Here is a 24073-nt window from a genome sequence, read left to right as displayed (position 1 = left end):
CGGGCAATGGACAGGCTGAGTTTCGACAATCCGCTTTTCGCGACCTACGTCATCGCGGCGACGATCCTGATCCTGAAGGCCGCGGCCATGGCCTGGCTGGTGGTGATCCGGATGATCCGGGAAAATGGCGGCTTCCGCTCGCCCGAGGACATCCGCAAGACCCTCGCCAACCCAAGGCCTCACCCGCTACAGCTCGAGCCGAACGAGCGCGTCGAGCGCCTTCGCCGGATCCAGCTGAACGACCTCGAGAGCCTTCCCTACTTCTTCGTGGCCGGATTCCTCTGGATCCTGACCGAGCCGTCGCTCCTCCTCGCCCAATGGCTGCTCTATGGCTACGTCGTCACCCGGCTGGCGCATTTCGTCGCCTATCTGACGGCGCAGATCCACGACATCCGGGCGCTGCTCTGGACCCCCGGCTCGCTGATCCTGATCTACATGGCCGCGAGCACGCTCCTGACCGCGCTCCGTTAGCAGCAGGCGCCGTCACGGCACATCCGACCCAACCCAGATCTTGACCCGGAAAGGGAGACTGCCATGAACGCTTATGATTCCCTGGTCCAGCAGGCCCAGAAGCCGCCGATGCGCCTCTTTCTCGACCTGCCGACCTGGATCCATGCCGGTCGCGAGGAGACCGGCGGGTCGCTCAGCTTGATCGAACAACGCATTCCGTCCGGCTTCGCCTCTGTCTGGCATACCCATCTCGACGAGGACGAATCCTTCTTCGTCATCGAGGGAGAACTGACCATCACCATCGGGGACCGCAGCCTCGTCGTCGGACCGGGCCAATATGCGTTCGGCCCCCGCGGCGTGCCGCACGGTTTTCGTGTCACCGGCGAGCAGACGGCGCGGCTGCTGCTGCTCACCTCCGGCCCGCGCTTCGCCGACTTCATCGCCGAGACGAGCGACCCGGCCGAGGACGCGACGCCAGGCAAGCCGGGCGAACCGGATCTCGCCAGGCTCTTCGCCGCCGCGGAACGGCACGGGCTTGCCCTGCTCGGACCCATGCCCGACTGACGGCGACGGGCCGCGCTGAATCTCGCCCCCGAGATCGTGCCCCCGAGCCGGTCGCGGCACGGCCAGTGGCTGGACTTTCCAATCCAATTCCTGTACACGCGCGCCATCCACGGCTTTCAAGGTCGATGGACAATAACTGAAAACAGCGCATTAAAACGCTCGCGTCCCGCAAAGGGCCGCATCCAGGAGTTGAGACTATGGTCAACATCATCGAACAGCTCGAAAAAGAGCAGCTCGAACTCGTCGCCGCCATGCGCGCCGTCCCCGTTTTCGCCCCCGGCGATACGGTCAAGGTCAGCGTGAAGGTTGTCGAAGGCACGCGTTCGCGCGTTCAGGCCTATGAAGGCGTCTGCATCGCCCGTTCCGGCGGTGGCCTTTCCGAGAGCTTCACCGTTCGCAAGATTTCGTATGGCGAAGGCGTCGAGCGCGTCTTCCCGGTCTACTCGCCGCTGATCGCAGCGATCGAAGTCGTCCGCCGCGGCAAGGTTCGCCGCGCGAAGCTTTACTATCTCCGCGATCGCCGCGGTAAGGCAGCTCGTATCGTCGAGCGGACCGAGCCCCGCAAGGAGAAGGTCAAGGCGTAAGCCTTTCCTCTTCGAACCATTGCGAAGGCGGGTCTCATCGACCCGCCTTTTCTTTAGGAAAATGGGCATGTCTTTCGAGATGGACATGCCTTGGGAGGATCGACATGGACTCCTTCAAGCAGAGCAATCGCGCCAGTTGGGATGAACGCGCCGAGATCCATGCCAAGGATCGCACCGGCTTCTATGCGATTGACCGCTTCCTCGCTGGCGAGGACGTGCTCTATCCCATCGAGTCCGCAGAAATCGGCCAGGTCGACGGGCTGAAGCTCGCCCATTTCCAGTGCCATATCGGCATCGACACGCTGTGCCTCGCCCGACGCGGCGCCATCGCCACCGGCCTCGACTTCTCCCCCCAAGCCATAACCAAGGCGCGGGCGCTGTCGCAACGCTCCGGCATCCCGGCTGAGTTCGTCGAAGGCGAGGTTTATGATGCGCCGGAGCTGCTCGGCTCCGATTTCGACGTCGTCTTCACCAGCTGGGGCACCATCACCTGGCTCGACGACATCCGCGCCTGGGCGCAGGCGATCGCCGGCGTGCTGAAGCCGGGCGGCAGGCTCTATTTCGCCGACAACAGCCCCGCGATCGAGGCATTCGAGCAGATCGACGGCACGCTTCGCCCGCATTACGACTGGCGTTCGGCCCGCGAAAAGCCGCAGCGCTTCGACGCCGCGACGACCTATACAGGCGATGAGACACCGCTCGTCACCAACTTCACCTATGAGTGGATGCGCGGCACGTCCGACGTCATCGACGCGCTGCTGAAGGCCGGAATGCAACTCGATTTCCTGCGCGAGCACGAAGTGCTACCCTTCAGGATGTTTCCGATGATGGTCGAGGCTGGCGATCGCATGTTCCGCCTGCCGGCCGGAATGCCGCGCATGCCGCTTGCCCTGTCGCTCGGCGCAACAAAACGCTGATCGATCGGTGATGATCTGAATTGTCGTGCTCGTCATTGACTGCTATTTAGAACCGCTATGAACAGCCCCTTCGCCCGCATCCATCAGCCGACCACCGCCGAATTCGCGGCGCTGACGGATCATGCGCGGCTTCCCTGGCGGTTTTTCGCCCGTCTGCAGGCCACCGAGGATCGCGGTTCCGATCGACTTTGATGGGGCAGTGGCCCCGATCGATCGACCCTCGCGCTAGCATTTTATCCTTCAGGAAGAAGACGTCATGACCACGTCGAACGGCAAACCCCGGACCCTCTACGACAAGATCTGGGACGACCACGTCGTCGAGAAGAACGACGACGGCAACACCATTCTGTATATCGACCGCCACCTCGTCCACGAAGTGACGAGCCCGCAGGCGTTCGAAGGCCTGCGCATGGCCGGCCGCCCGGTTCACCAGCCGAAGAAGACGCTCGCCGTCGTCGACCACAACGTGCCGACGACCGACCGTACCCACGGCATCGAGAACCCGGAATCGGCCCTGCAGGTCGCAACGCTGGCCGAGAACGCGGCCGAGTTCGGCGTCGAGTATTATTCCGAGCTCGACCGTCGCCAGGGCGTCGTCCACATCGTCGGCCCCGAGCAGGGCTTCACCCTGCCCGGCATGACCATCGTCTGCGGCGACAGCCACACCTCGACGCATGGCGCGTTCGGCGCCTTGGCGCATGGCATCGGCACGTCGGAAGTCGAGCACGTGCTCGCCACCCAGACGCTGATCCAGACCAAGGCCAAGAACATGCTGGTCACGGTCGATGGCGTCGCGCCGGAAGGCGTGTCGGCCAAGGACATCGTGCTCGCCATCATCGGCGAAATCGGCACCGCCGGCGGCACCGGCCACGTCATGGAATATGCGGGCGAAGCGATCCGCGCGCTGTCCATGGAAGGCCGCATGACGGTCTGCAACATGTCGATCGAAGGCGGCGCCCGCGCCGGTTTGATCGCGCCCGACCAGAAGACGTTCGACTACATCAAGGGTCGCCCCAAGGCGCCGACCGGCGCCACCTGGGATGCGGCCGTGCGTTACTGGGAGACGCTCAACACCGATCCCGGCGCGCATTTCGACACCGAGATCCGCCTCGACGCCGCCAGCCTGCCGCCGATCGTCACCTGGGGCTCCTCGCCCGAGGACGTCGTCTCGATCGCAGGCGTCGTGCCGAACCCGGACGACATCGCCGACGAGAACAAGCGCAAGTCCAAGTGGCGCGCGCTTGAATATATGGGCCTGAAGCCCGGCACCCGCATGGTCGACATCCCGGTCGAGCGCATCTTCATCGGCTCCTGCACCAATGGCCGGATCGAGGATCTGCGCGCCGCCGCCGCGATGATCCGTGGCCAGACGGTTCGCGAGGGCGTCAACGCCATGGTCGTTCCGGGCTCGGGCCTCGTGAAGGAACAGGCGGAAGCCGAGGGCCTCGACGTGCTGTTCAAGGCCGCCGGCTTCGAATGGCGTGAGCCCGGCTGCTCGATGTGCCTGGCGATGAACGACGACCGCCTGAAGCCGCAGGAGCGTTGCGCCTCGACCTCGAACCGCAATTTCGAAGGTCGCCAGGGTTTCAAGGGCCGCACTCATCTGGTGTCGCCGGCCATGGCCGCCGCCGCCGCGATCGCCGGCCACTTCGTCGACATCCGCACCTGGCGCTAGGCCGGAAGGCTTTCGCGAGACAGACATAAAAAGGGGCCCGGACGGCGACGTCCGGGCCCCTTTTGCATTCAGGCTGACGGCTGGCGGTTACCAGCGCGGGCGGACGTGGCCGCCATGATGGCCGCCGCGACCGCCACGCTGGTCATAGCAACGCTCGCCGACGACGACATTGCGCCATTGCCAACGACCATGACGCCAGACCTTGCGCTCGCGCACGATCGGCCGGCAGACTTGGCGTGACTTGCCCCAACCGTGACCGCCGCGCGGACCATTGTCCCAGCCGCGATCATGGTTGCGGCTGTGATGCGACCCGCCGCGATGATCGGCGAGCGCGCTGCCCGTCGTGACGGCGAGCGAACCCGTGGCGAGGACAAGGGCGGTCGCGGCAGCGATCAGAGTTTGCTTGAGCATCGGTTACTCCCTTGAAGCGTTGCAGGCCGAATGTCGGCGTGCTCTGCGCTATCAAGGGGTCTAACGCCTGAACCGCGGCTGAGATGCCTGTTCAGCCGCGGTTCAGGAATTTCGTCAACCGGATGTTCAGGCCGCCCTACCAGCCATAGCCATAATCCGACCAGTAGCACCGACGGGCGACCACGACATTGCGCCAGCGCCAGCCATGGCGCGTCTGGACCCGCACATTCCGGAACACCGGCTCGCAGACCCGCGTGGGCCCGCTGTTCCACGCGCCGACGCCATAGCCGAGCCCAAGCCCGAGGCCGAAGGCGGGCGCCCAACCCCAGCCGCCGTTCCAGCCGCAGTTCCAGCAACCGCCGCCGCCGTGCCAACCGCCATTCCAGCCGCCACCGCCGTGCCAGCCACCGCCATGCCAGCCCCCGCCGCCGCCATGCCAACCGCCGCCGCCGTGGCGCCACATCATGTTGCCGCCGCCGCGTCCGCCCCAGTTCTGAGCAAAAGCATCTCCCGTCGAAACGCCGAGCGTGGCCACGACAAGGGCCAGCGCGGTGGCGGCGGAGAGAAGGGTATGTTTCACCATGACCGTTACTCCCGAAGAGACAACGGCAACGCCACCCCCGCCACGATCCCGGCGTGCCGTCTTGGATGCATCAACAGTCGAACCGGATGAAATATTCGCTCTTGGCCGCATCAACTGGCCGCAGGCGGATCGCGAATGCACAAAGCAAGATTGCATCCGCAACGAATCCGATGCGACATTGCTATGACATGGGACAAGGGACCGGTCGCTGCCAGTAGCGTCCGAAACGACCGACACGGAATCATGCAACCGCCGCCGCTTTCCACCCGCTTCGATACCGCCGCGCTGACCATCGATGATGCGCAGGAACTGGCGCCGCTGCTGTCCGCCTATGTGCAGGACATGAAGCGGGGCGCGCCGCGCCACCCCGACCTCTATTATGCCGAAACGCTTCTGCGCGACCGCACAGCCGAAATTCTGGGTGCGCGGCTCGACGGTGTCCTGGTCGGCTTCGCCGTGTTCTGCGACCTGCCGGACGCCATATCCGGCATGCGCGTCGGCCAGCTCGAAGATCTGTTCGTCCGACATGAATCGCGCGGCCGGGGCATCGCCCGCGCCCTGGTCGAGGCGCTCGCCCACAAGGGACGCTCGCGCGACTGGCTGTCGCTGCGCTGGATGGTGCCGCAAGGATCCTCCATGCGCACCACCTTCGCCGAAACGCTCGGCACGAAGGCGAGGCTCGAAAGCTTCATCGTCCGCATCGAGCGCGGGGCAGCAGGCTAGAGCGTTTTCGAGCGAAGTGGATACCGGTTCGCGTGAAGAAAACGCGACAAGGAGCTAGAGTATTGCGCCGTTTCAAGGAAACGGCGAAATGCTCGAACTGGCGAAATCCGGGATACGAACCCATATCAGCCGAGCGGGATACCGCCTTCAGGCTGCCCCCCTTTCACACGCAATTCGGACCAGACCGCACCATGGCAAAGCTCGACCTCGACGCCCTCAAGGCGCCCTCGCTCGACGATTTTCAGGCTCTGGGCCAGGCGGCGCTGGAAGGTCTGCCGTCCGAATTCCGCAGCCTTTCGGGCGAAATCGAGATCCGCGTCGACGATTTTCCCGATGACGAGGCGCTCGAGGCGCTCGGCATCGAGTCGGAATTCGACCTGCTCGGTCTGTTCCAGGGCGTCGGCCTCGCCCATGCCTCGGCGACCGAGTTCACCGGCATGCTGCCGAACCGTGTCTGGCTCTACCGCCGCCCGATCCTCGACTACTGGGCCGAGCATGACGAGACGCTGGGCGCGATCGTCAGCCATGTGCTGATCCACGAGATCGGCCATCATTTCGGCCTTTCCGACGATGACATGGAAGCGATCGAAGAAGCGGCCGGTTAAGGCGTTTCAAATCGTACTAAACGCCGAAAGTCTTGACCTTGGCGGGTTTTCAGCGCATTTACCGCCGTCTGACGGCTTATTGGGAATGGTCACCATGGAAAAATTCACGACGCTGACCGGTGTTGCGGCTCCGCTGCCGTTCATCAACATCGATACCGACATGATCATTCCGAAGGACTATCTGAAGACGATCAAGCGCACCGGGCTCGGCAAGGGCCTGTTCGCCGAGATGCGCTTCAATGACGATGGCAGCGAGAACGAGAATTTCGTCCTCAACAAGCCGGCTTACCGGCATGCCTCGATCATCGTAGCCGGCGACAATTTCGGCTGCGGCTCGTCGCGCGAGCACGCGCCGTGGGCCCTGCTCGACTACGGCATCCGCTGCGTGATCTCGACCTCGTTCGCCGACATTTTCTACAACAACTGCTTCAACAACGGCATCCTGCCGATCCGCGTGTCGAAGGAAGACCTCGACAAGCTGTTCGACGACGCCGAGCGCGGCGCCAATTCGCGCCTGACGGTCGACCTCGAAGCGCAGGAAATCCGCGGCCCCGACGGCGGCACGGTGCATTTCGACATCGACCCGGCCCGCAAGGAAAAGCTGTTGAGCGGCCTCGACGATATCGGCCTGACCATGGTCAAGGCGCCGAACATCGAAGCGTTCGAAAAGACCACCGAAGCGGCCCGCCCCTGGGCCTGATCCTCGGTCATGAGTTTTGAAAAAGGCGCCCGGAGAAATCCTGGCGCCTTTTTTTGTACCCTCGCCGTCCAAACTCGCCCCTCCGGCTCATCCTGATCCCCCACATCGCCGTCATCCCGGACGCAGCGAAGCGGAGATCCGGGACCCATTCAGCCGAGGCATCGGGAGACTCGCACGGCCAGGAACCCGGCTGCATGGATCCTCGCTTTCGCGAGGATGACGGAGTACGGGGGAGCGGCGAGCGAGTGGCCTGAAGCCGCCGCAAGCAGAAACCCCGCGTCTCGGCGCGCGTCCAGCGTACGGCCCCCTACCCCTTCGCCGCGATGGCCTCGGCAAGCGCCAGCAGGCGTTTCGCCATGTCGGCGTGCAGGCGCTCGACCATGCGGCCTTCGACCCGGACGACCCCCTTGCCGGCGTTTTCCGGCGCATCGAACACGGCCGCTATACGGCTCGCCCACGCCAGTTCATCAGCGTCCGGCGCAAAGGCGGCGTTGGCGCCGGCGATCTGCGCCGGATGGATCACCGTCTTGCCGTCAAAACCGCATTGCCGCGCCTGAAGACACTCGGCCGAAAAACCTTCCCCGTCCGCGATGTCGTTGAAAACGCCGTCGAGGATTTCGATCCCCGCAACGCGCGCCGCAGCCAACGCAGCCATCATCCAGGGCAGCATCGGCGCGCGACCCGGCACCTGCAGCGCGCCTGTTTCACGGGCGAGATCGTTGAGGCCAAGAACAAGCACGGTCAGCGGCAGGCGTTCATCCTTCGCCTCGGCAATGTCGAGTGGATCGAGAACCGCGCGGGGTGTCTCGATCATGGCCCAAAGCGGTAACGCAACGTCGCCGCCGATCATCGTCCGAACCCGGCTCAAATCCTCGGCCCGAGAAATTTTCGGCAGCAGCAGCGCGTCCGGCAGCGCCGCGCCGATGGCGGCTAGATCAGCGTCGATCCAGGGCGTATCCAGCCCGTTGGCGCGGACGACAATCTCGGACTGCGTGCCCGCCTGCCGGAGTGCTGCCACCGCCTCGACGACACGCTCGCGGGCCGCCTCTTTCTCGGAAGGCGCGACGGCGTCCTCGAGATCAAAGATGACAACATCGGCGCCAAGCGTCGGCGCCTTGGCCATGGCGCGGACATTGGAACCCGGCACATAGAGGGCGGAGCGGCGCGGGCGGATCGGTTTCATGCGGAGTTCCTGATATGGCGGGCGCAATCGAGCCTCGCCTTGCCCGGAGAGCATAGGGACGGAAGCAGCGAAGTTGAACCGAATCGGCTAATTTCGCACCGCCGGTCGCAATCTGCCGGTGCCGCAGGATGGATGCTCCCATGACTGTTTCGACCGAACTCGTGCAAAAGCCCGCTATCCTGGTGATTTCCTCGACCGTCGTGCGCGGCGCGGTCGGCGGACGCGGGGCGGCCTTTGCGCTGGAGCGCTTTGGCCATCCGGTCTGGTCGCTGCAGACGGTGACGCTGCCCTGGCATCCCGGCCATGGCAAATCGAGCCGGATCATCCCGGACGAGGCCGCCTTCGAGGCGCTGATCGACGATCTGATCCGCGCGCCATGGCTCTCCGAGATCGGCGCGATCCTGACCGGCTATATGGGCGCGGCCAGCCAGCCCGCCGCCGTGGCGCGGCTGGTCGATGCCGTCAAGGCGGCCCGCCCCGACGCGCTCTATCTCTGCGATCCCGTCATGGGTGACGCCGGTATCCTCTACGTGCCGGAGGCAACGGCGAGCGCCATCCGCGACCATCTAGTGCCGCGCGCCGATATCCTGACGCCGAACCCGACCGAGCTCGGTTTTCTCACGGGCAATCTGGCGCTGCCGCCCGAGGCGCTGCACGCCGCCGCGACGACGCTTTCGACGCCACGCATCGCCGTCACCTCGGCCGCCGGTACTGAGGGCGAAATCACGACGCTGCTCGTCTCGCGCAACGGTTCGGGCCATGACACCATCCGCGCCAGCCACGCGGCCATCGGCGGCCGCGTGCCGAACGGCACCGGCGACCTGTTCGCCGCCCTGTTCCTGGCCCATCTCGTCGAGGGCGCGTCGGACGCGGACGCGTTGCGTCTTGCCACATCCGCCGTCGCCGACGCCATCGACGCGGCAGCGAGCCTCGGCACCAACGAGTTGCCGCTGGCCACCATCCAGGATCGCCTGCTGGCGCCGCGCACACCGGTGCGGATCATCCCGTGACCGGGCGCGTCGTCGGGATCGACGGCTGCCCCACAGGCTGGATCGCGGTATCGATTCGCCCCGAGGGCCCGCTCGAGCCGGTAGTTCGCATCGTTTCCCGTTTCGCGGAGCTGATCGAGGATCCGGAAAACGTGATCCTCGCGGTCGACATGCCGATCGGCCTGCCCGACTTCGTCGGCCCGGAAGGGCGCGGGCCGGAGCGGCTGGTGCGCCAAAGACTTGGCCTCCGGCAAAGCTCCGTCTTCTCCGTGCCGGCGCGACGTGCCGTGATGACGGAGGACTATCGCGAGGCCTGCGCGATGGCGAGCGCGACACCGGAGCCGCCGCGCATGGTGGCCAAGCAGTGCTTCCACATCTTCCCAAAAATCCGCGAAATCGACGCGGCGATGACGCCGGCGCTGGAGGCGCGCGTCTTCGAGGTCCATCCCGAACTGGCGTTCTGGCGGCTGAATGGCGGTTCGGAGATGAGCGTGCCGAAGAAGGTCAAGAGCCGCCCCAACCCGGCGGGCCTCGACCAGCGTCGAGCCTTGCTGGTCCACCATGGTTATCTGCCGGAAAGTCTCGCGAGACCGCCGCGTGGCGCGGGCGCCGACGATTTGCTCGACGCGTCGGCAAATGCTCTGATCGCGCGGCGCATCCTGCGCGGCGAGGCGGAGAGTTTTCCGCCTGAGCCGGCGCGCGATGCGAAAGGATTGCGGATCGCCATCTGGGCTTGACCGGCAACGCGTGCCTCGCGTGGCGCGCAACCCAGCCCGGCGTGCAAAACTCTCGACCCATGCGATAAAGCCGTTTATTGCATCGCTACGATTATGCTGCACCGCATGATGCCGTCTCAGGCCCCCCTTTGGAGCACCACCCGATGGCCAAGGCCCATGAATTCCCCTCCCGGCTGCTGCGCGGCTACGCGACCTTTCGCGATCAGCGCCTGCCGCAGGAAAGCTCTCGCTACAAGGTACTGGCCGAGACTGGACAGCGCCCGCGCACGATGATCCTCGGCTGCAGCGACAGCCGCGCCGCCCCGGAAACGATTTTTGACGCCGCCCCGGGTGAACTGTTCGTCGTCCGCAATGTCGCGGCGCTCGTGCCGCCCTTCACGCCCGATGGCGAGCATCACGGCACCTCGGCGGCGATCGAATTCGGCGTCATGGGCCTCAAGGTCCGCAATCTGGTCGTCATGGGCCACGGCCGCTGCGGCGGCATCACCGCCTACTTGGCCGAGCGCGACTCGCCGGAACTGCAGGCGCCGAACGACTACATCCACAAGTGGACGTCGCTGCTGAAGCCGGCCGAGGCGCTGATCTGCGAGGATCCAGTAGAGACGATGGATCGCCAGCGCGCGCTGGAATTCGCCTCGATCCGCCAGACGATCGAGAATTTGCGCACCTTCCCCTGGATCCGAAGCCTGGAAGAGATCGGCGAACTGGAGCTGCACGGCGCCTGGTTCGATATCTCGACGGCCGAGCTGTACCTGCTCGACAAGCAGACGGGCCGCTTCACGGTTCCGGACGAAATCGAAGACTGAGGCCAAACGGCTGTTTCTTCACCTCTCCCTGAGGGAGAGGTCGACGACCGAAGGGCGGCGGGTGAGGGTTTACGGCCTCACCGGATAATTCCCTAAACCCTCACCCGGAGCTTCGCTCCGACCTCTCCCTCAGGGAGAGGTGAGGCGAGCGGCGGTCCGAGCGGTGCGTGCTTCGAGACGCGGCCGCGGGCCGCTCCTCAGCATGTTGAGGTTTGGGTTTGTCCCAACGTGGATTTTGCCCTGAAGTGCAGGAGCCCGTAGCCACACAGGCGCGGCTCTCGTCGCCTCTCCCCGGCCGCTTAACAACCTCGATCTCAACATCCTGAGGAGCGGCCAGCGGGGCCGCGTCTCGAAGGACGCACTCGAAGTCCAAGCCCAATACAGAAAAGGCGCAGCCTCGCGGCCGCGCCTTTTCCAATTCTGAATGCCCCGAAGGACCGGCGAAGTCCGCCTCAGGCGGCCTTCTTCTTCGGCGTGATCAGCTTGCGGTTGACCAGCACTTCGGCGATCTGCACGGCGTTGAGCGCGGCGCCCTTGCGCAGATTGTCGGAAACAACCCACATGTTGAGGCCGTTCTCGACGGTCGCATCCTCGCGGATACGCGAAATATAGGTCGCGTCTTCGCCGGTCGCCTCGTAGGGCGTGATGTACTGCTCTTCTTCCGGATTATCGATGACCAGGCAGCCGGGCGCCTCGCGCAGGATGTCGCGCGCCTCGTCAGCGGTGATCGGCTTCTCGAACTCGATGTTGACCGATTCGGAGTGCGAGACGAACACCGGCACGCGCACGGCGGTGCAGGTCAGCTTGATCTTCGGATCGAGGATCTTCTTCGTCTCGGCCATCACCTTCCACTCTTCCTTCGTGTAGCCGTCTTCCATGAAGACGTCGATGTGAGGGATGAGGTTGAAGGCGATGCGCTTGGTGAACTTGGTCGATTCGACGGGATCGTTGACGAAGACGGCGCGGGTCTGCGTGAACAGCTCGTCCATGCCTTCCTTGCCGGCGCCCGAAACCGACTGGTAGGTCGAGACGACGACGCGCTTGATCGTGGCGATGTCGTGCAGCGGCTTCAGCGCGACGACGAGCTGCGCGGTCGAGCAGTTCGGGTTGGCGATGATGTTGAGCTTGGAGAAGCCGACGATGGCATCGGCGTTCACTTCCGGCACGATCAGCGGCACCTGGGCGTCATAGCGCCAGGCCGACGAATTATCGATGACGACGCAGCCCTGCGCGCCGATCTTCGGCGCCCATTCCTTCGAGATCGCGCCGCCGGCCGACATCAGGCAGATGTCGGTGTCGGAGAAGTCGTACTGGTCGAGCGGCTTCACCTTGAGGATGCGGTCGCCAAAGGACACTTCGGTGCCCTGGCTGCGACGCGAGGCGAGCGCCACGACTTCGTCGGCCGGGAAGCCGCGCTCGTCGAGGATCGAAAGAATTTCGCGGCCCACATTGCCCGTGGCGCCGACGATCGCGACCTTGTAACCCATTTTGTCCTGCTCCTTGTCCGTCTCTCTCCCCCTACCGCCCATCCGCGAAATCCCGCGTCCGGTCGGCCCCGTCTCCCTCAGAGCCCCGAGGGAGATTGGGGGCGCGGAGGGACGATCAGGCGGTCGTCGTGGTTTTCGACGATTTGTGGGTGGTGGAGATGCGCGTGACGGCCGTGCTTGTCCGGGTGACGAAAGCCACCAGGTCGATTAGGATCGAAGATGCAACGGCGTGCGCGGTCATCGGTCTGCCCGAATGAAGTTGGCGCACGTTCTGCCGCCAAACCGGCGAGAAGTCAACGGAGACGAACGGCTTGAGCGTCATGCAGCAAGGTTTCGGACGTCTCTTCGCGGCTCTCGCGGTCGCCGCCACCTTCGGCCTGACCGCCCAGGCAACGCTGGCCGGCGAGCGCGTGCGGGAAGCCGAACTCGCCAGGATCTTCTCCGGCGTGACGCTGGACGGCATCTATCTGGGCGGCGCCTTCTTCAGCGAGACCTATAACGACGACGGTTCGGTGCGCTACCACGACGTCGGCAAGTCCGATTCCGGCCAATGGTCGGTGCGCGACGGCAAGTTCTGCACCTTCTACGACAGCCAGGAAGGCGCCTGCTTCTTCGTCGAGCGGGACGGGGCCAATTGCTTCACCTTCTACGTGCCGGACGCAGCGGGCGGCCCGAAGGCCGGCCCCGCCAAGGACTGGACCTCGCGCGGCTGGGACCGCCGCAAGCCGGCGACCTGCCCGACCGCGCCGGAAATCCAGCTCTAACGCTCAGATAGCGGACAGGCGCTCGCTCTGCCGCTTGATCGAGGCGAGGATCCGGGAACGGATCAGCCCGCTGACCGGGCGGATCACATACCAATAGGGCGCGAAACGCAGCCACGCGCCGCGATCCGGGCAAAAGATGCGCGTCTCGGTCGTGAGCATCGTCCGGCCAGCCCCGATCGTCTCCGCCGAAAACGCCAGCGCCAGCTTCGGCACGCCCGGCTCGCCATAGGCGCGAAACGATGCGGCGTCCGCCAGCGTGACCAGCCCGTAGTCGCTGCGCCAGAAGCGGCCGACAAGGCCATAGACGAGACCACGGCCGGCCGCCTGCTCGAGCAGCAGGAAATTCTGCAGCCCGAACGACGCGGGCGCCGGATCCCGGCGCCGCAACAGCCGCCGCAATCCCCGCATCGGCATTTCGCGCAGCGCGATCATGCGGCGAAAGAACGGATCGGTTTCCGGCTGGTAGGCCGCCGCCGCCGCGATCACGACATCCGGCGACGCCTTCACCTCGCAGGCATGGCGCTCGACGAAATCGTAATTCGGCAGGTAGTGGTCGATCAGGCCCATTTCATTCCTTTTGATCGGCCGGCGACAAGCCGCCGGCCGATCCATTCCGACATATGCCTGTCTGGCGCAGGGGTGTCCCCAACTCACGCGCCAGCGCCCCCGATCACGCCGCCAGCGCGTCGAAGGCGGCGAGATCGGCGGCGCTGAGCTGCCAGTTCCCGGCCGCCGCATTGGCCACGATCTGCTCCGGCGAGGTCGCACCGGCGATGACGGAGGGCACGGAATCCTGCGCCAGCAGCCACGCGAAGGCGAGTTCCAGCAACGTATGCCCGCGCGCCTTCGCGAAGGCCTCGAAGGTTTCGGCCAGCGCCAGATTGCGCTCGGTCAGATAGCGGTCGCCAAGCCCCGTCCAGGCGACGAACCGGCTTCCGGCAGGACGTTCGCCATGGCTGTACTTGCCGGTGAGAAGTCCCGAGGCGAGCGGGAAAAACGGGATCAGCGCCAGCTTTTCCGCCCGCACGACCGGCAACAGTTCCGTCTCGATCGAGCGCTCGACCAGGCTGTACTCATCCTGGCTGGAAACGAAACCGCGATAGCCGGCCGTATGGGCCGCCACCTGCGCCTCGCGAAGACCCTCGGGGGTGAAATTGGAGGCGCCGTAATAGCGGATCTTGCCGGCCCGCACGAGATCCTCCAGCGCGCCCAGCGTCTCCTCGATTGGCGTCTCGTCGTCGGGCTCATGCTGCTGGTAGAGGTCGATGCGGTCGGTCTTCAACCGCTGAAGGCTGGCCTCGACGGCCCTGAAGATATAGGCGCGCGACGCCCGCTTGGATTCGGGCGAGCCCAGGATCGGCTTGCCGAACTTCGTTGCCAGGACGATCCGGTTGCGTCGCTCCCCCAACACCTGGCCAAGGATGCTCTCGGAATTGGTGTCGGCGTAGATATCGGCTGTATCGAAGAAATTGACGCCGTGATCGATCGCCGCGTCGATCACCCGGCGAGATCCATCGAGATCCGTTCTTCCGCCGAAATTATTGGTGCCGAGACCGATCACCGAAACGTCGAGATCGGTCGTGCCGAGTTTACGCGTCCGCATGGAGATTCCTCACAGGGTGGGGTGGGATGAGCATCGATATCGTCAGGCACACAAACTAGGGCGCGGCGGCGAACCATGCCAGTCCAGTTCGACGCCCGACCTCCGTCGCCCATGCTGATGGAACCCTCTCGTGCCGGATACCGTTACCGACCCAGCAGGAAGAAGGGCGCGATGCTACCGCAATTCCGGTTGACTTCGGATCCGGCTGGATCCTTAATTGCAAATAGTTCTCAGTTGCATATTCGAAAGCAGCCCGATGCGGACGATCGACGAAGAGAAATCGGCAGGCGCGGGCTGGCGCCGCGAGCGGGGTGCGCCCTCGCTTTCCGAAGTCCATGGCTCGATCCAGGTGGCGGAGGGAGCGCCCAACTGGCGCAAGGCCGCCGCCTTCCTCGGCCCCGGCTATCTGGTCGCCGTCGGCTATATGGATCCCGGCAACTGGGCGACCTCGATCGCCGGCGGCTCGCGCTTCGGCTACACGCTGCTGTTCGTCGTGCTGCTGTCCAGCCTGATGGCGATGATCCTGCAGGCGCTGGCCGCGCGACTCGCCATCGCCACAGGCCGCGACCTGGCCCAGGCCTGCCGCGACGCCTATCCGGCCCCGGTCGCCGCCGTGCTCTGGCTGCTCGCCGAAATCGCGATCTGCGCCACCGACCTTGCCGAGGTGATCGGCACGGCGATCGGCCTCAAGCTGCTGTTCGGCATCCCGCTCGAAATCGGCGTCATCATCACGGCGCTCGATGTCTTCCTGGTGCTTTATCTCCAGACCAAGGGCTTTCGCTGGGTCGAGGCGCTGGTGATCACGCTGCTTGGCGTCATCGCGGTGTCGTTCCTGGTGCAGATCGTCATGGCCGACCCTGTCTGGGGCGATCTGATCGGCGGCTTCGTGCCCAACCCCGAGATCGTCAACAACCCGGACATGCTCTATCTGGCGCTCGGCATCATCGGCGCGACGGTCATGCCGCATAATCTCTATCTGCATTCCGGTATCGTGCAGACCCGCGCCTATCACGCCGACGACAAGGGCAAGCGCGAGGCGATCCGCTTCGCGACCTTCGATTCAACGCTGGCGCTGCTCTTCGCGCTCGCCATCAACGCCTCGATCCTGGTCCTCGCCGCTTCCGCCTTCCACGCCAAGGGCAGCACGGAAGTGGTCGAACTCGACAAGGCCTATGCGCTGCTGCATCCGCTGCTCGGCTCGGCCCTGGCGCCAACGCTGTTCGCCGTCGCCCTGCTCTGCTGCGGCCTCAACTCGACCGTGACGGCGACCATGGCCGGACAGATCGTCATGGAAGGCTTTCTCAACATCCGCCTGGCGCCCTGGCTGCGCCGGTTGATCACGCGCGGCATCGCGATTGTGCCGGCCGCCATCGTCACCATTGCCTATGGCGAAAGCGGCGCCGGCCAGTTGCTGATCCTGTCGCAGGTGATCCTCAGCCTGCAACTACCCTTTGCCGTGGTGCCGCTGGTGATGTTCACGGCCGAGCGCCGCAAGATGGGCAACTTCACGGCCCCGCGCTGGCTGACGGCCATCGCCGGCATCGTCGCGACGCTCATCATCGTGCTGAACATGAAGCTGATTTTCGACGTGATGACGGGTGGATAGGACGCCGTTCTCCTTCCTTCACCTCCCCCTGAGGGGGAGGTCGGACCGCAGGTCCGGGTGAGGGTTTAGGGAACCATCCGGAAAGACCGTAAACCCTCACCCGCCGCACTACGTGCTTCGACCTCTCCCTCAGGAGACCTTTGCAGAACCCCGACCTCAACATCCTGAGGAGGCCCGCAGGGCCGTCTCGAAGGACGCAGAGCCGTCGTGCAATCCCTAGTGAATCCTGCCCTTCAGTCGTGCGTCCTTCGAGACGGCTTTCTTCGAAAGCCTCCTCAGGATGTTGGACATGGGGTGCTGCAGAACTGCCTTTCGGCGTTGTGCAAAGGCCTCCTCAGGGAGAGGTGAAGAAAAGCCACCCGACGGATCCTCCAGACAACAAAAAAGCCCTCGTCCGGTTGGACGAGGGCTTTCAGCAATCTGAGCAGTAAGGTCTGGCCTTACATCACGGCGCCGATCTGCCACGGAACGAATTCCGCGTCGCCATAGCCGAGGTCTTCCGACTTCGAATGCTTGCCGGAAGCAACCGCGACGATCTCGTCGAAGATCTCCTGGCCCTTTTGCTCGATCGAGACGCCGTCGAGGACGTCGCCGCAATTGATGTCCATGTCGTCTTCCATGCGGGCATAGACGTCGGAATTCGTCGCCAGCTTGATCGACGGCGTGGGCTTGTAGCCGGCGGCCGAACCACGACCCGTCGTGAAGACGATCATGTTGGCGCCCGACGCGATCTGGCCGGTGACGGCGGCCGGGTCATAGCCGGGGCTGTCCATGTAGACAAAGCCATGCGTGTCGACCGGCTCGGCATATTTGTAGACGCCGCGCAGGGTCGAGGTGCCGCCCTTGGCCGCCGCGCCGAGCGACTTCTCCAGGATGGTCGTCAGGCCGCCGAGCTTGTTGCCGGGCGACGGATTGTTGTTCATCTCGCCCTGGTTGCGATCGGTGTAGTCTTCCCACCACTTGATCAGGCCGACCAGCTTCTCGCCGACTTCGCGGTTTGCCGCGCGGCGGGTGAGCAGGTGCTCGGCGCCGTATATCTCCGGCGTTTCCGACAGGATCGTCGTGCCGCCATGCCGGACCAGGATGTCCGAGGCATAGCCCAGCGCCGGATTGGCGGTGATGCCGGAATAGCCGTCCGAGCCGCCGCACTGCAGGCCGACCATGATCTCGGAGACGGGCGTCGCCTGGCGCTTGTAGGCGTTGGCGGCGGGCAGCATGTCCTTGATGACGGCGATGCCGGCCTCGATCGTCTTGCGGGTGCCGCCGGTTTCCTGAATCGTCATCGTGCGGAAGCCGTCATGCTCGACGAGATTGTACTGCTTCATCAGGCGCGGGATCTGGAACACTTCGCAGCCGAGGCCGACGACGAGAACGCCGGCGAGGTTCGGATGCGCGGCATAGCCCCACTGCGTCCGCTCCAGCGTCTCATAGCCCTCGCCCGAGCCGCCCATGCCGCAGCCCTGGCCGTGCACGAAGGCGACGACACCGTCGACATTGGGATAGTCCTTGAGGATATCCGAACGATTGAAGGCGTCGGCGATGTAGCGCGCGACGGTGGCCGAGCAATTCACGCTGGTGAGGATGCCGATATAGTTGCGCGTGCCGACCTTGCCATTGGGACGGTGGAAGCCGTCGAAATGGCGACGCTCGTTGAGCGGCAGCAGGCCGTCATCATGCGCGCCTTCCGCGAACTGATAGTCGCGGTCGAATTCGGACATGCCGCAATTATGCTCATGCACCCACTCGCCCGGCGCGATCGGCGCCTTGGCGAAGCCGATGATCTGGCCAAATTTCAGCACCGGCGAACCCTCGGCGATGCCGGTGACGGCCAGCTTGTGGCCCTTGGGCACGCGCTGGGACGCGGTGACGCCCTCGACGATCGATCCCGGCATGATCGTGTCGATGGCAACGCGGACATTGTCGGTCGAGTTCAGGCGCAGGGTGCGGGGCTGGGCAGCGGTGGTGACGCTCATCGAGATTCTCTTAACAAGAGGCAAGGGCAATTGCCCCATCCGGCGGGGGACGGATGAGGCTCAGTTGGTTTTCAGGTGAAGATGAAATTCACCAGTGATCGATCTTGTCGGTTGTCTTACATCAGCACCGGCGGGCTGTCACGGAAAAGCGGGATCGACGCCCAGCGACAATTCGATCGCTTCCCGCAGGGGGAAGCTGGGCTGCGCGCCCGCCTTGGCGCAGGCGAGCGAGCCGGCGACCGAGGCGTGGCGCATCGCCGTCGCGAGATCGGCGCCTTCGTCGAGCAGAGCCGCCAGCACGCCGCAGAACGTGTCGCCCGCGCCAGTCGTGTCAACCGGAACGACCTTGAGCGCCGGAACGCTGATCGTGTCGTCCAGCGTCGCGGCGACGGCGCCATCCGCGCCAAGGGTGGCGATGACGGTGCGCTTCAACTCGCGCGCCAGCTTCGCGACGGTCTCGGCGCCCGTGGAACCCGGATTGAGGCCGAGATGGCGCGCGAGATCGCCGGCTTCCGTCTCGTTGACCAGGATCATGTCGATATCGGCGAAGGCTTCGCGCTCGACCGGCAGGAAGGGTGCGATCGAGAGGATCACGCGCGCGCCGGCGGCCTTGGCCGTACGGGCCGCGGCCAGCGTCTCGGCAAAAGGTACTTCCATCTGCAGCAGCAGCGTGTCGCCCGCGCCGATGGCGTCCTCTTGGAGATCGGTCGCAGCCAGCTTGGCGTTGGCGCCCGGCGACAGCACGATGGTGTTTTCCGCGTGGTCGTCGACGGTGATCACCGCCATGCCGGTGGTCTTGCCGCGGCGCTGGACGCCGGAGAGATCGACACCCCCGGCATCGAGTTCGGCCAGAGCGGTCGCCGCCATGTCATCGTCGCCGACGGCGCCGATCATCTTGACCACGGCCCCCGCCCGCCGCGCCGCCAACGCCTGGTTGGCCCCCTTGCCGCCGGGGATCAGCCGATATTCGGATCCGGGCACCGTCTCGCCCGGGCGCGGCAGGCGCGCCGTCGTCGTGACGAGATCGATATTGATGGAGCCGAAAACCGTAATCATGAGAGCTTCCTCGACAGAATGTTCATTGGCGTCATAGCGCATTTCAGGTGGCCAGCGCCGCAGAGAATGCCGACGCGCCAAGGTGGGCACAAGTAGCAGGTGGCGGTCGCGGATACAGAGTGCAACGCTTCACCATGACAACCGGCATCGGCGATGGAGCAAGGCAGCCCTAAATATGATCACCGGGCTTCGCATGCGACATTCCGCTATCGATAAAACACGGTTAAGCTCGCGCCAACGAACCCAAACCTTGGCGCGGGAGATCGCGGCTTTGTCGGATTTGAGCCATCGGGCATGGACGGGCCGCGGCACGCCTGGTTCCGTGGTTTTCCCCGGAATGTTTCCTGTCGACCCTACGCCAACCCTGCCCGTCGCCCATCGACCTCCGCGACCAAATCGGCTACGGCAGAGACAGCGTGCGATTTTCACCACAGTTCGACCCTAAGTTCGGGCAACTACTCCGGTTTCCCGAGAAAACAGACAGAAAATGACAGTGACTCCGTACATGATTTCGCGGCGCCGCCTGCTGGCATCCGCCGGCGCCTTTGTCGCCGTCGCGGCCATCGGCAACCTGTACCCGGTTGAGGCCATGGCACAGGCCAACAATGTCGCCGCGTCTCTTGCGACGGATGGTCCCTTCACGCGGTCCACCGTGGCCGAGATTGCGCGCCGCCTGTCGCGCGTGCCGTTCGCAGCGCCGACCTCGCGCCTGCCGGAGGTGCTGGAGAACCTCACCTACGACCAGTATCGCGACATCCGCTTCAAGTCGGCCGCGTCGGTCTGGGCCGATGATGGACTGCCGTTCAAGCTGCAGCTGTTCCATCCGGGCTTCTACTTCAAGGAGCCGATCGAGGTTGCGATCGTCAAGGACGGCCAGGCCAGCCACCTGCCCTACTCGACCAACATGTTCGACTTCGGGCCGCTGGTCCCCAAGGGCATCCCCGATACCGACATCGGCTTTGCCGGCATCCGCGTGCACGGCCCGATCAACAAGCCCGAATATTTCGACGAGATCCTCGTCTTCCAGGGCGCCAGCTATTTCCGCGCCGTCGGCCGTGGACAGATCTATGGCATCTCCGCCCGCGGCCTCGCCATCAAGACGGCCGAGCCCGAGGGCGAGGAATTCCCGATCTTCCGCGCCTTCTGGGTCGAGACCCCGATCAAGGAAGGCGACACCATCGTCCTCCATGCGCTGCTCGACAGCCCGAGTGCTGCCGGCGCTTACCGCTTCACCATCCGCCCCGGCTATCCGACCACGATGGACGTCGAGGCGACCCTGTTCCCGCGCGCCGATTTGACCAAGGTAGGCCTGGCGCCGGGCACCAGCATGTATTTCTTCGGCTCGAACGACCGCATCGGCATCGACGATTTCCGCCCCGAAGTGCACGATTCGGACGGCCTGCTGATGGTCAACGGCCGTGGCGAGCGCCTCTGGCGTCCGCTGTCCAATCCGTCCACGCTGCAGATCAGCGCCTTTGTCGATGCCGGCCCGCGCGGCTTCGGCCTGATGCAGCGCAACCGGGTGTTCGACAATTACGAGGATCTCGAGGCTTCCTATGAAGCGCGGCCGAGCCTCTGGGTCGAGCCGGTCGGCGACTGGGGCCAGGGCGCCGTGACGCTGGTCGAGATTCCGACCAACTCGGAAGTGCACGACAACATCGTCTGCTACTGGCAGCCGAAGGACACGATCGCCGCTGGCACCGAATACGCCTTCGCCTATCGCCTGTCCTGGGGCGGCGATCCGCAATACGTGGCGGGCGGCATGGTCGTCGCCGGCACGCGCATCGGCCGCGCCATCCTCGATGGCGACTCGCCGCCTCGCCGCATTGTGATCGATTTTGCTCCCCCGCTGCCGCTGGACGGCAAGCCGGCGCCGGAACCGAAGGCGACGGTGACCGCGTCCAAGGGTAAGATCAGCCATGTCGGGCTGATCCCCAACCCGAAGCTGGGCGAAGGCTGGCGAGTCAATTTCCAGCTCGATCCGGAAGATGCCACCCTGGTGGAACTCCGCGTCGTGCTGGATTTCCCTGATGAGCGACCGGCGGAGACCTGGGTCTATCGATGGACGGCGTAATCGCTTTTCCAAACGCGGAAACGGCACAGTCGGGGGACATGACTCCCCCGGCCCATCGCGTCCCCGAGGACGAAACGGCCCCCGCCCCCCAGCCCGGCACGCCGGCGGAAACCCCGTCCGACATGCCGACGCAATCGCTGTGGCGCTTTCGCCGCCGTGAACGGCGGAGCTTTGTCGATCCGCGCCGGTCGCGTTCGTCCTGGTTCCGGCGCATCGGCATCCTCGGCTCCGCCTTCCTGCTGGCCGCCATCGCCGTCTACGAGATGGAGCAGGTGCTCATCGTCGGCGGACTGACGCCGATCGAGATCGCTGTCCTGGTCCTGTTCGCGCTGAATTTCGGCTGGATCGCGCTCGCCTTCGTCAGCGCGATCGCCGGCTATGGCGTCGTCATGGCCCGCCGCTACCGGCAAAAGCGCACGCCGCCCGGCCCGCTCGGCACCAAGACCGCCATGCTGATGCCGACCTATAACGAGGACCCGTCGCGGGTCTTCGCCGCGGTCGAGGCCATGGCGATAGGTCTCGACGAATTGCGTCAGGGTCCGGCGTTCGACTGGTTCATTCTTTCCGACACCACCGATCCCGATGTCGCCTTCGCCGAGGAAGCAGCGCTGCTGACGCTGCGCGCCCGTCTCGGCGACAGGGCCCGGATCTACTATCGCCGCCGCCGCAAGAACGTCGCGCGCAAGTCCGGCAATGTCGCTGATTTCTGCACCCGCTGGGGCGCTGCCTACGACCATATGCTGGTGCTCGACGCCGACAGCCTGATCGCCCCCGAGACGATCGTCGAACTGGCGCGCCGTATGGAGGAAGACCCCGATGCGGGCCTGATCCAGACCATCCCGGCGCTCGTCAACGGCACCACCATCGTCGCCCGCCTGCAGCAGTTCGCCGGCCGCGTCTATGGCCCGGTCGTCGGCGCCGGTCTGGCGTTCTGGACCGGCTCGGAAGGCAATTACTGGGGCCACAACGCCATCATCCGCACCCGCGCCTTCATGGATTCGGCCGGCCTGCCGGATCTGCCGGGCAAGCCGCCTTTCGGTGGCCATATCCTCAGCCATGATTTCGTCGAGGCAGCGCTGCTGCGCCGGGCCGGCTGGACGGTGCGGATCGCCGAGGACCTCGCCGGCTCCTATGAGGAAAGCCCGCCCTCGATCATCGACCTGGCCGTGCGCGACCGCCGCTGGTGCCAGGGCAACCTTCAGCACGTCCTCGTGCTGCCGGCGCGCGGCCTGCACTGGGTCAGCCGCATCCATCTCTTGACCGGCATCGGCTCCTATCTCGCCTCGCCGCTCTGGCTGCTCCTGATCCTCGCCGGCCTGGCGCTGTCGCTGCAGGCGCATTTCATCCGGCCGGAATATTTCACCGACGATTTCCAGCTCTTCCCGACCTGGCCCGTGATCGACGCCGAGCGCGCCTTGCGCCTGTTCGGCCTGACGCTGGTCATCCTGTTCGGCCCCAAGCTGCTCGGCCTCGTCTCGTTCCTGCGCAACCGCACCGACCGGCGCAAGGTCGGCGGCTTCCGCACGATTGCGAGCTTCCTGTTCGAGATCATCATCTCGGCCCTGATCGCCCCGGTGATGATGCTGGTCCATACCGGCGCCATCGTATCAATCCTGCTCGGCCGCGATTCCGGCTGGAAACCGCAGCGTCGCGATGATGGCGGCGTGCCGATCGGCTCGCTGATCGTCCGCCATCGCTGGCACTTCCTGCTCGGCGTCGCGCTGCTCTGCGCCGCCTGGCTCGATTCTCTGGTGCTGGTCGCCTGGCTTTCGCCGGCCATTCTCGGTCTGCTGCTGGTGGTGCCGGTTTCCGGCATGACCGGCTCGAACAAGATCGGCCGCTTCATCCGCCGGATGGGCCTGCTGCGCACGCCGGAAGAAGTGGATCCGCCGGCCGTGGCGCTGGTCGCGGCCGAGGTGCGGCCGGCTTACGAGGCGGCGATCGAGAACCCGCCCGGGCTCGCCGCCGTTGCCAGCGACGAAAATCTCCGGGCCATTCACCTCGCCTTGACCGATGCCGTTCCCGCCCGTCCGCGTGGAAAGATCGATCCGGTCGAGGCACAGGCGATCGCCAAGCTCGAGGAAGCCGTCACGATTACCGAGGCCGTATCCTTCCTGACGCCACAGGAACGCGCCATGGTGATGGCGACCCCGGCCCTGCTCCAGCGGCTCAGCTCGTTGCCGGCCTGAGTGTCTCGCCCATAATTCGAAATAGCCGGGCCATCCAGGGCGATCGGCCTGCTCCACCATCATCCTGAGGTGCTTCGCGCAAGCGAAGCCTCGAAGGAGGGTCCAGTGGGTCCGGAAGTACGGAGAAATCCGCCCAGCAATCCGCATCCACTGGACCCCCCTTCGAGGCCCGGCTTCGCCGGGCACCTCAGGATGATGGTCGAGCTTGGGGCCGGATGAGGAGCCTTCCTGGGCTTCATCGCCGGGACGTCCAATATCCAGCAGGCATCGCGGGCAAGACGCTCAGACGGCTTTGTTATTCGTCGTATGATAACAACGATCTACCATCGCATTGCAGCGCAAAATTACGATCTTTTCGCAACCGCACAAACCTTGTAATCATTCCCATCAGAGG

The 24073-nt window shown here is 65.1% G+C and carries 24 protein-coding genes and 1 pseudogene; 16 read left to right on the top strand and 9 right to left on the bottom strand.

Annotation, left to right across the window (positions count from 1 at the left end; all coding sequences use genetic code 11):
- Nucleotides 1–6: 6 nt before the first annotated feature.
- The 6 genes and pseudogenes from OSH12_RS16370 (at nt 7) to leuC (ending at nt 4190) form a co-directional block, all read left to right on the top strand.
- On the top strand, nt 7–471 hold the full coding sequence (locus tag OSH12_RS16370; RefSeq protein WP_266344658.1) for an MAPEG family protein: 465 nt from the start codon (nt 7–9) through the stop codon (nt 469–471).
- Between the two features lie 63 nt (nt 472–534).
- A complete protein-coding gene (locus tag OSH12_RS16365) occupies nt 535–1014 on the top strand; it encodes a cupin domain-containing protein (protein WP_266344657.1) in 480 nt (159 codons plus the stop codon).
- 197 nt (nt 1015–1211) lie between these two features.
- Nucleotides 1212–1589, top strand: a pseudogene (gene rplS, locus OSH12_RS16360) (50S ribosomal protein L19); the annotation flags it as partial.
- A gap of 113 nt (nt 1590–1702) precedes the next feature.
- Nucleotides 1703–2515 carry a class I SAM-dependent methyltransferase gene (locus tag OSH12_RS16355; protein WP_266344655.1) on the top strand — a complete coding sequence of 271 codons (813 nt, stop codon included), beginning with the start codon at nt 1703–1705 and terminating at the stop codon, nt 2513–2515.
- 57 nt (nt 2516–2572) lie between these two features.
- On the top strand, nt 2573–2707 hold the full coding sequence (locus OSH12_RS16350; RefSeq protein ID WP_266344654.1) for a hypothetical protein: 135 nt from the start codon (nt 2573–2575) through the stop codon (nt 2705–2707).
- Between the two features lie 64 nt (nt 2708–2771).
- The gene (gene leuC / locus OSH12_RS16345; protein ID WP_266344653.1) at nt 2772–4190 is read left to right on the top strand and encodes a 3-isopropylmalate dehydratase large subunit; all 1419 of its coding nucleotides are present in this window, start codon (nt 2772–2774) and stop codon (nt 4188–4190) included.
- A gap of 87 nt (nt 4191–4277) precedes the next feature.
- Here leuC and OSH12_RS16340 read toward each other — a convergent pair whose 3' ends face one another.
- Together OSH12_RS16340 and OSH12_RS16335 are read right to left on the bottom strand one after the other, a co-directional pair.
- Nucleotides 4278–4601, bottom strand: a complete 324-nt coding sequence (locus OSH12_RS16340) for a hypothetical protein (protein ID WP_266344652.1) — start codon at nt 4599–4601, stop codon at nt 4278–4280.
- Between the two features lie 136 nt (nt 4602–4737).
- Nucleotides 4738–5184 (bottom strand): hypothetical protein, encoded by a 447-nt coding sequence (locus tag OSH12_RS16335; protein ID WP_266344651.1) that lies wholly within the window; start codon nt 5182–5184, stop codon nt 4738–4740.
- A gap of 243 nt (nt 5185–5427) precedes the next feature.
- Here OSH12_RS16335 and OSH12_RS16330 point away from each other — a divergent pair, with 243 nt between their 5' ends.
- The 3 genes from OSH12_RS16330 (at nt 5428) to leuD (ending at nt 7212) form a co-directional block, all read left to right on the top strand.
- A complete protein-coding gene (locus OSH12_RS16330; RefSeq protein ID WP_266344650.1) occupies nt 5428–5907 on the top strand; it encodes a GNAT family N-acetyltransferase in 480 nt (159 codons plus the stop codon).
- Nucleotides 5908–6098: 191 nt separating this feature from the next.
- Nucleotides 6099–6512 carry a metallopeptidase family protein gene (locus OSH12_RS16325; RefSeq protein WP_266344649.1) on the top strand — a complete coding sequence of 138 codons (414 nt, stop codon included), beginning with the start codon at nt 6099–6101 and terminating at the stop codon, nt 6510–6512.
- Nucleotides 6513–6606: 94 nt separating this feature from the next.
- On the top strand, nt 6607–7212 hold the full coding sequence (leuD, locus tag OSH12_RS16320; protein ID WP_266344648.1) for a 3-isopropylmalate dehydratase small subunit: 606 nt from the start codon (nt 6607–6609) through the stop codon (nt 7210–7212).
- A gap of 307 nt (nt 7213–7519) precedes the next feature.
- Here leuD and OSH12_RS16315 read toward each other — a convergent pair whose 3' ends face one another.
- On the bottom strand, nt 7520–8395 hold the full coding sequence (locus OSH12_RS16315) for an HpcH/HpaI aldolase/citrate lyase family protein (protein ID WP_266344647.1): 876 nt from the start codon (nt 8393–8395) through the stop codon (nt 7520–7522).
- Between the two features lie 140 nt (nt 8396–8535).
- Here OSH12_RS16315 and pdxY point away from each other — a divergent pair, with 140 nt between their 5' ends.
- From pdxY to OSH12_RS16300, 3 genes are all read left to right on the top strand, one after another.
- Nucleotides 8536–9405, top strand: a complete 870-nt coding sequence (gene pdxY / locus OSH12_RS16310; protein WP_266344646.1) for a pyridoxal kinase — start codon at nt 8536–8538, stop codon at nt 9403–9405.
- Nucleotides 9402–10121, top strand: coding sequence for a DUF429 domain-containing protein (locus OSH12_RS16305; RefSeq protein WP_266344645.1), 720 nt, complete (start codon nt 9402–9404; stop codon nt 10119–10121). The genes pdxY and OSH12_RS16305 overlap by 4 nt, the downstream gene beginning before the upstream one ends.
- Before the next feature lie 143 nt (nt 10122–10264).
- Nucleotides 10265–10927, top strand: coding sequence for a carbonic anhydrase (locus OSH12_RS16300; RefSeq protein WP_266344644.1), 663 nt, complete (start codon nt 10265–10267; stop codon nt 10925–10927).
- Between the two features lie 452 nt (nt 10928–11379).
- Here OSH12_RS16300 and OSH12_RS16295 read toward each other — a convergent pair whose 3' ends face one another.
- On the bottom strand, nt 11380–12414 hold the full coding sequence (locus OSH12_RS16295; protein ID WP_266344643.1) for an aspartate-semialdehyde dehydrogenase: 1035 nt from the start codon (nt 12412–12414) through the stop codon (nt 11380–11382).
- Nucleotides 12415–12529: 115 nt separating this feature from the next.
- Complete coding sequence (locus OSH12_RS16290; protein ID WP_266344641.1) at nt 12530–12736, bottom strand: hypothetical protein; 207 nt, start codon at nt 12734–12736, stop codon at nt 12530–12532.
- Here OSH12_RS16290 and OSH12_RS16285 point away from each other — a divergent pair.
- Nucleotides 12726–13178, top strand: coding sequence for a hypothetical protein (locus tag OSH12_RS16285; RefSeq protein WP_266344640.1), 453 nt, complete (start codon nt 12726–12728; stop codon nt 13176–13178). The two genes, OSH12_RS16290 and OSH12_RS16285, sit on opposite strands and share 11 nt — an antisense overlap.
- Before the next feature lie 3 nt (nt 13179–13181).
- On the opposite strand, the gene OSH12_RS16280 is transcribed toward OSH12_RS16285, so the two are convergent.
- Nucleotides 13182–13745 carry a hypothetical protein gene (locus tag OSH12_RS16280; RefSeq protein ID WP_266344639.1) on the bottom strand — a complete coding sequence of 188 codons (564 nt, stop codon included), beginning with the start codon at nt 13743–13745 and terminating at the stop codon, nt 13182–13184.
- A 103-nt stretch (nt 13746–13848) separates the two neighbouring features.
- On the bottom strand, nt 13849–14781 hold the full coding sequence (locus OSH12_RS16275) for an aldo/keto reductase (protein ID WP_266344638.1): 933 nt from the start codon (nt 14779–14781) through the stop codon (nt 13849–13851).
- Between the two features lie 256 nt (nt 14782–15037).
- Here OSH12_RS16275 and OSH12_RS16270 point away from each other — a divergent pair, with 256 nt between their 5' ends.
- Entirely contained in the window at nt 15038–16387 is a 1350-nt protein-coding gene (locus OSH12_RS16270; RefSeq protein WP_266344637.1) for an Nramp family divalent metal transporter, read from the top strand.
- Between the two features lie 440 nt (nt 16388–16827).
- On the opposite strand, the gene OSH12_RS16265 is transcribed toward OSH12_RS16270, so the two are convergent.
- Complete coding sequence (locus OSH12_RS16265; protein ID WP_266344636.1) at nt 16828–18360, bottom strand: UxaA family hydrolase; 1533 nt, start codon at nt 18358–18360, stop codon at nt 16828–16830.
- Nucleotides 18361–18498: 138 nt separating this feature from the next.
- Nucleotides 18499–19416 (bottom strand): ribokinase, encoded by a 918-nt coding sequence (locus OSH12_RS16260; RefSeq protein ID WP_266344635.1) that lies wholly within the window; start codon nt 19414–19416, stop codon nt 18499–18501.
- Between the two features lie 487 nt (nt 19417–19903).
- On the opposite strand from OSH12_RS16260, the gene OSH12_RS16255 reads away from it, so the two are divergent.
- Both OSH12_RS16255 and mdoH read left to right on the top strand, forming a co-directional pair.
- Nucleotides 19904–21490 carry a glucan biosynthesis protein gene (locus OSH12_RS16255; protein ID WP_266344634.1) on the top strand — a complete coding sequence of 529 codons (1587 nt, stop codon included), beginning with the start codon at nt 19904–19906 and terminating at the stop codon, nt 21488–21490.
- Nucleotides 21491–21528: 38 nt separating this feature from the next.
- Nucleotides 21529–23679 carry a glucans biosynthesis glucosyltransferase MdoH gene (gene mdoH / locus OSH12_RS16250; RefSeq protein ID WP_380225335.1) on the top strand — a complete coding sequence of 717 codons (2151 nt, stop codon included), beginning with the start codon at nt 21529–21531 and terminating at the stop codon, nt 23677–23679.
- Nucleotides 23680–24073 lie beyond the last annotated feature (394 nt).

This window comes from Kaistia terrae, from assembly GCF_026344005.1.
GTDB lineage: Bacteria > Pseudomonadota > Alphaproteobacteria > Rhizobiales > Kaistiaceae > Kaistia > Kaistia terrae.
The sequence above is the reverse complement of the archived record's forward strand: the minus strand, read 5'-3'. Positions and strand labels throughout refer to the sequence as shown.

Bases quoted from the DNA above. Each gene is read 5' to 3' on its own strand.
- OSH12_RS16365 (WP_266344657.1), top strand. From the start codon at position 535: ATGAACGCTTATGATTCCCTGGTCCAGCAGGCCCAGAAGCCGCCGATG.
- OSH12_RS16255 (WP_266344634.1), top strand. From the start codon at position 19,904: ATGACAGTGACTCCGTACATGATTTCGCGGCGCCGCCTGCTGGCATCC.
- OSH12_RS16300 (WP_266344644.1), top strand. From the start codon at position 10,265: ATGGCCAAGGCCCATGAATTCCCCTCCCGGCTGCTGCGCGGCTACGCG.
- pdxY (WP_266344646.1), top strand. From the start codon at position 8,536: ATGACTGTTTCGACCGAACTCGTGCAAAAGCCCGCTATCCTGGTGATT.
- OSH12_RS16290 (WP_266344641.1), bottom strand. From the start codon at position 12,736: ATGACGCTCAAGCCGTTCGTCTCCGTTGACTTCTCGCCGGTTTGGCGG.
- OSH12_RS16370 (WP_266344658.1), top strand. From the start codon at position 7: ATGGACAGGCTGAGTTTCGACAATCCGCTTTTCGCGACCTACGTCATC.
- OSH12_RS16340 (WP_266344652.1), bottom strand. From the start codon at position 4,601: ATGCTCAAGCAAACTCTGATCGCTGCCGCGACCGCCCTTGTCCTCGCC.
- OSH12_RS16260 (WP_266344635.1), bottom strand. From the start codon at position 19,416: ATGATTACGGTTTTCGGCTCCATCAATATCGATCTCGTCACGACGACG.
- OSH12_RS16335 (WP_266344651.1), bottom strand. From the start codon at position 5,184: ATGGTGAAACATACCCTTCTCTCCGCCGCCACCGCGCTGGCCCTTGTC.
- OSH12_RS16295 (WP_266344643.1), bottom strand. From the start codon at position 12,414: ATGGGTTACAAGGTCGCGATCGTCGGCGCCACGGGCAATGTGGGCCGC.
- mdoH (WP_380225335.1), top strand. From the start codon at position 21,529: ATGACTCCCCCGGCCCATCGCGTCCCCGAGGACGAAACGGCCCCCGCC.
- OSH12_RS16325 (WP_266344649.1), top strand. From the start codon at position 6,099: ATGGCAAAGCTCGACCTCGACGCCCTCAAGGCGCCCTCGCTCGACGAT.
- OSH12_RS16330 (WP_266344650.1), top strand. From the start codon at position 5,428: ATGCAACCGCCGCCGCTTTCCACCCGCTTCGATACCGCCGCGCTGACC.
- leuD (WP_266344648.1), top strand. From the start codon at position 6,607: ATGGAAAAATTCACGACGCTGACCGGTGTTGCGGCTCCGCTGCCGTTC.
- OSH12_RS16280 (WP_266344639.1), bottom strand. From the start codon at position 13,745: ATGGGCCTGATCGACCACTACCTGCCGAATTACGATTTCGTCGAGCGC.
- OSH12_RS16315 (WP_266344647.1), bottom strand. From the start codon at position 8,395: ATGAAACCGATCCGCCCGCGCCGCTCCGCCCTCTATGTGCCGGGTTCC.
- OSH12_RS16265 (WP_266344636.1), bottom strand. From the start codon at position 18,360: ATGAGCGTCACCACCGCTGCCCAGCCCCGCACCCTGCGCCTGAACTCG.
- OSH12_RS16270 (WP_266344637.1), top strand. From the start codon at position 15,038: ATGCGGACGATCGACGAAGAGAAATCGGCAGGCGCGGGCTGGCGCCGC.
- OSH12_RS16350 (WP_266344654.1), top strand. From the start codon at position 2,573: ATGAACAGCCCCTTCGCCCGCATCCATCAGCCGACCACCGCCGAATTC.
- OSH12_RS16355 (WP_266344655.1), top strand. From the start codon at position 1,703: ATGGACTCCTTCAAGCAGAGCAATCGCGCCAGTTGGGATGAACGCGCC.
- OSH12_RS16275 (WP_266344638.1), bottom strand. From the start codon at position 14,781: ATGCGGACGCGTAAACTCGGCACGACCGATCTCGACGTTTCGGTGATC.
- leuC (WP_266344653.1), top strand. From the start codon at position 2,772: ATGACCACGTCGAACGGCAAACCCCGGACCCTCTACGACAAGATCTGG.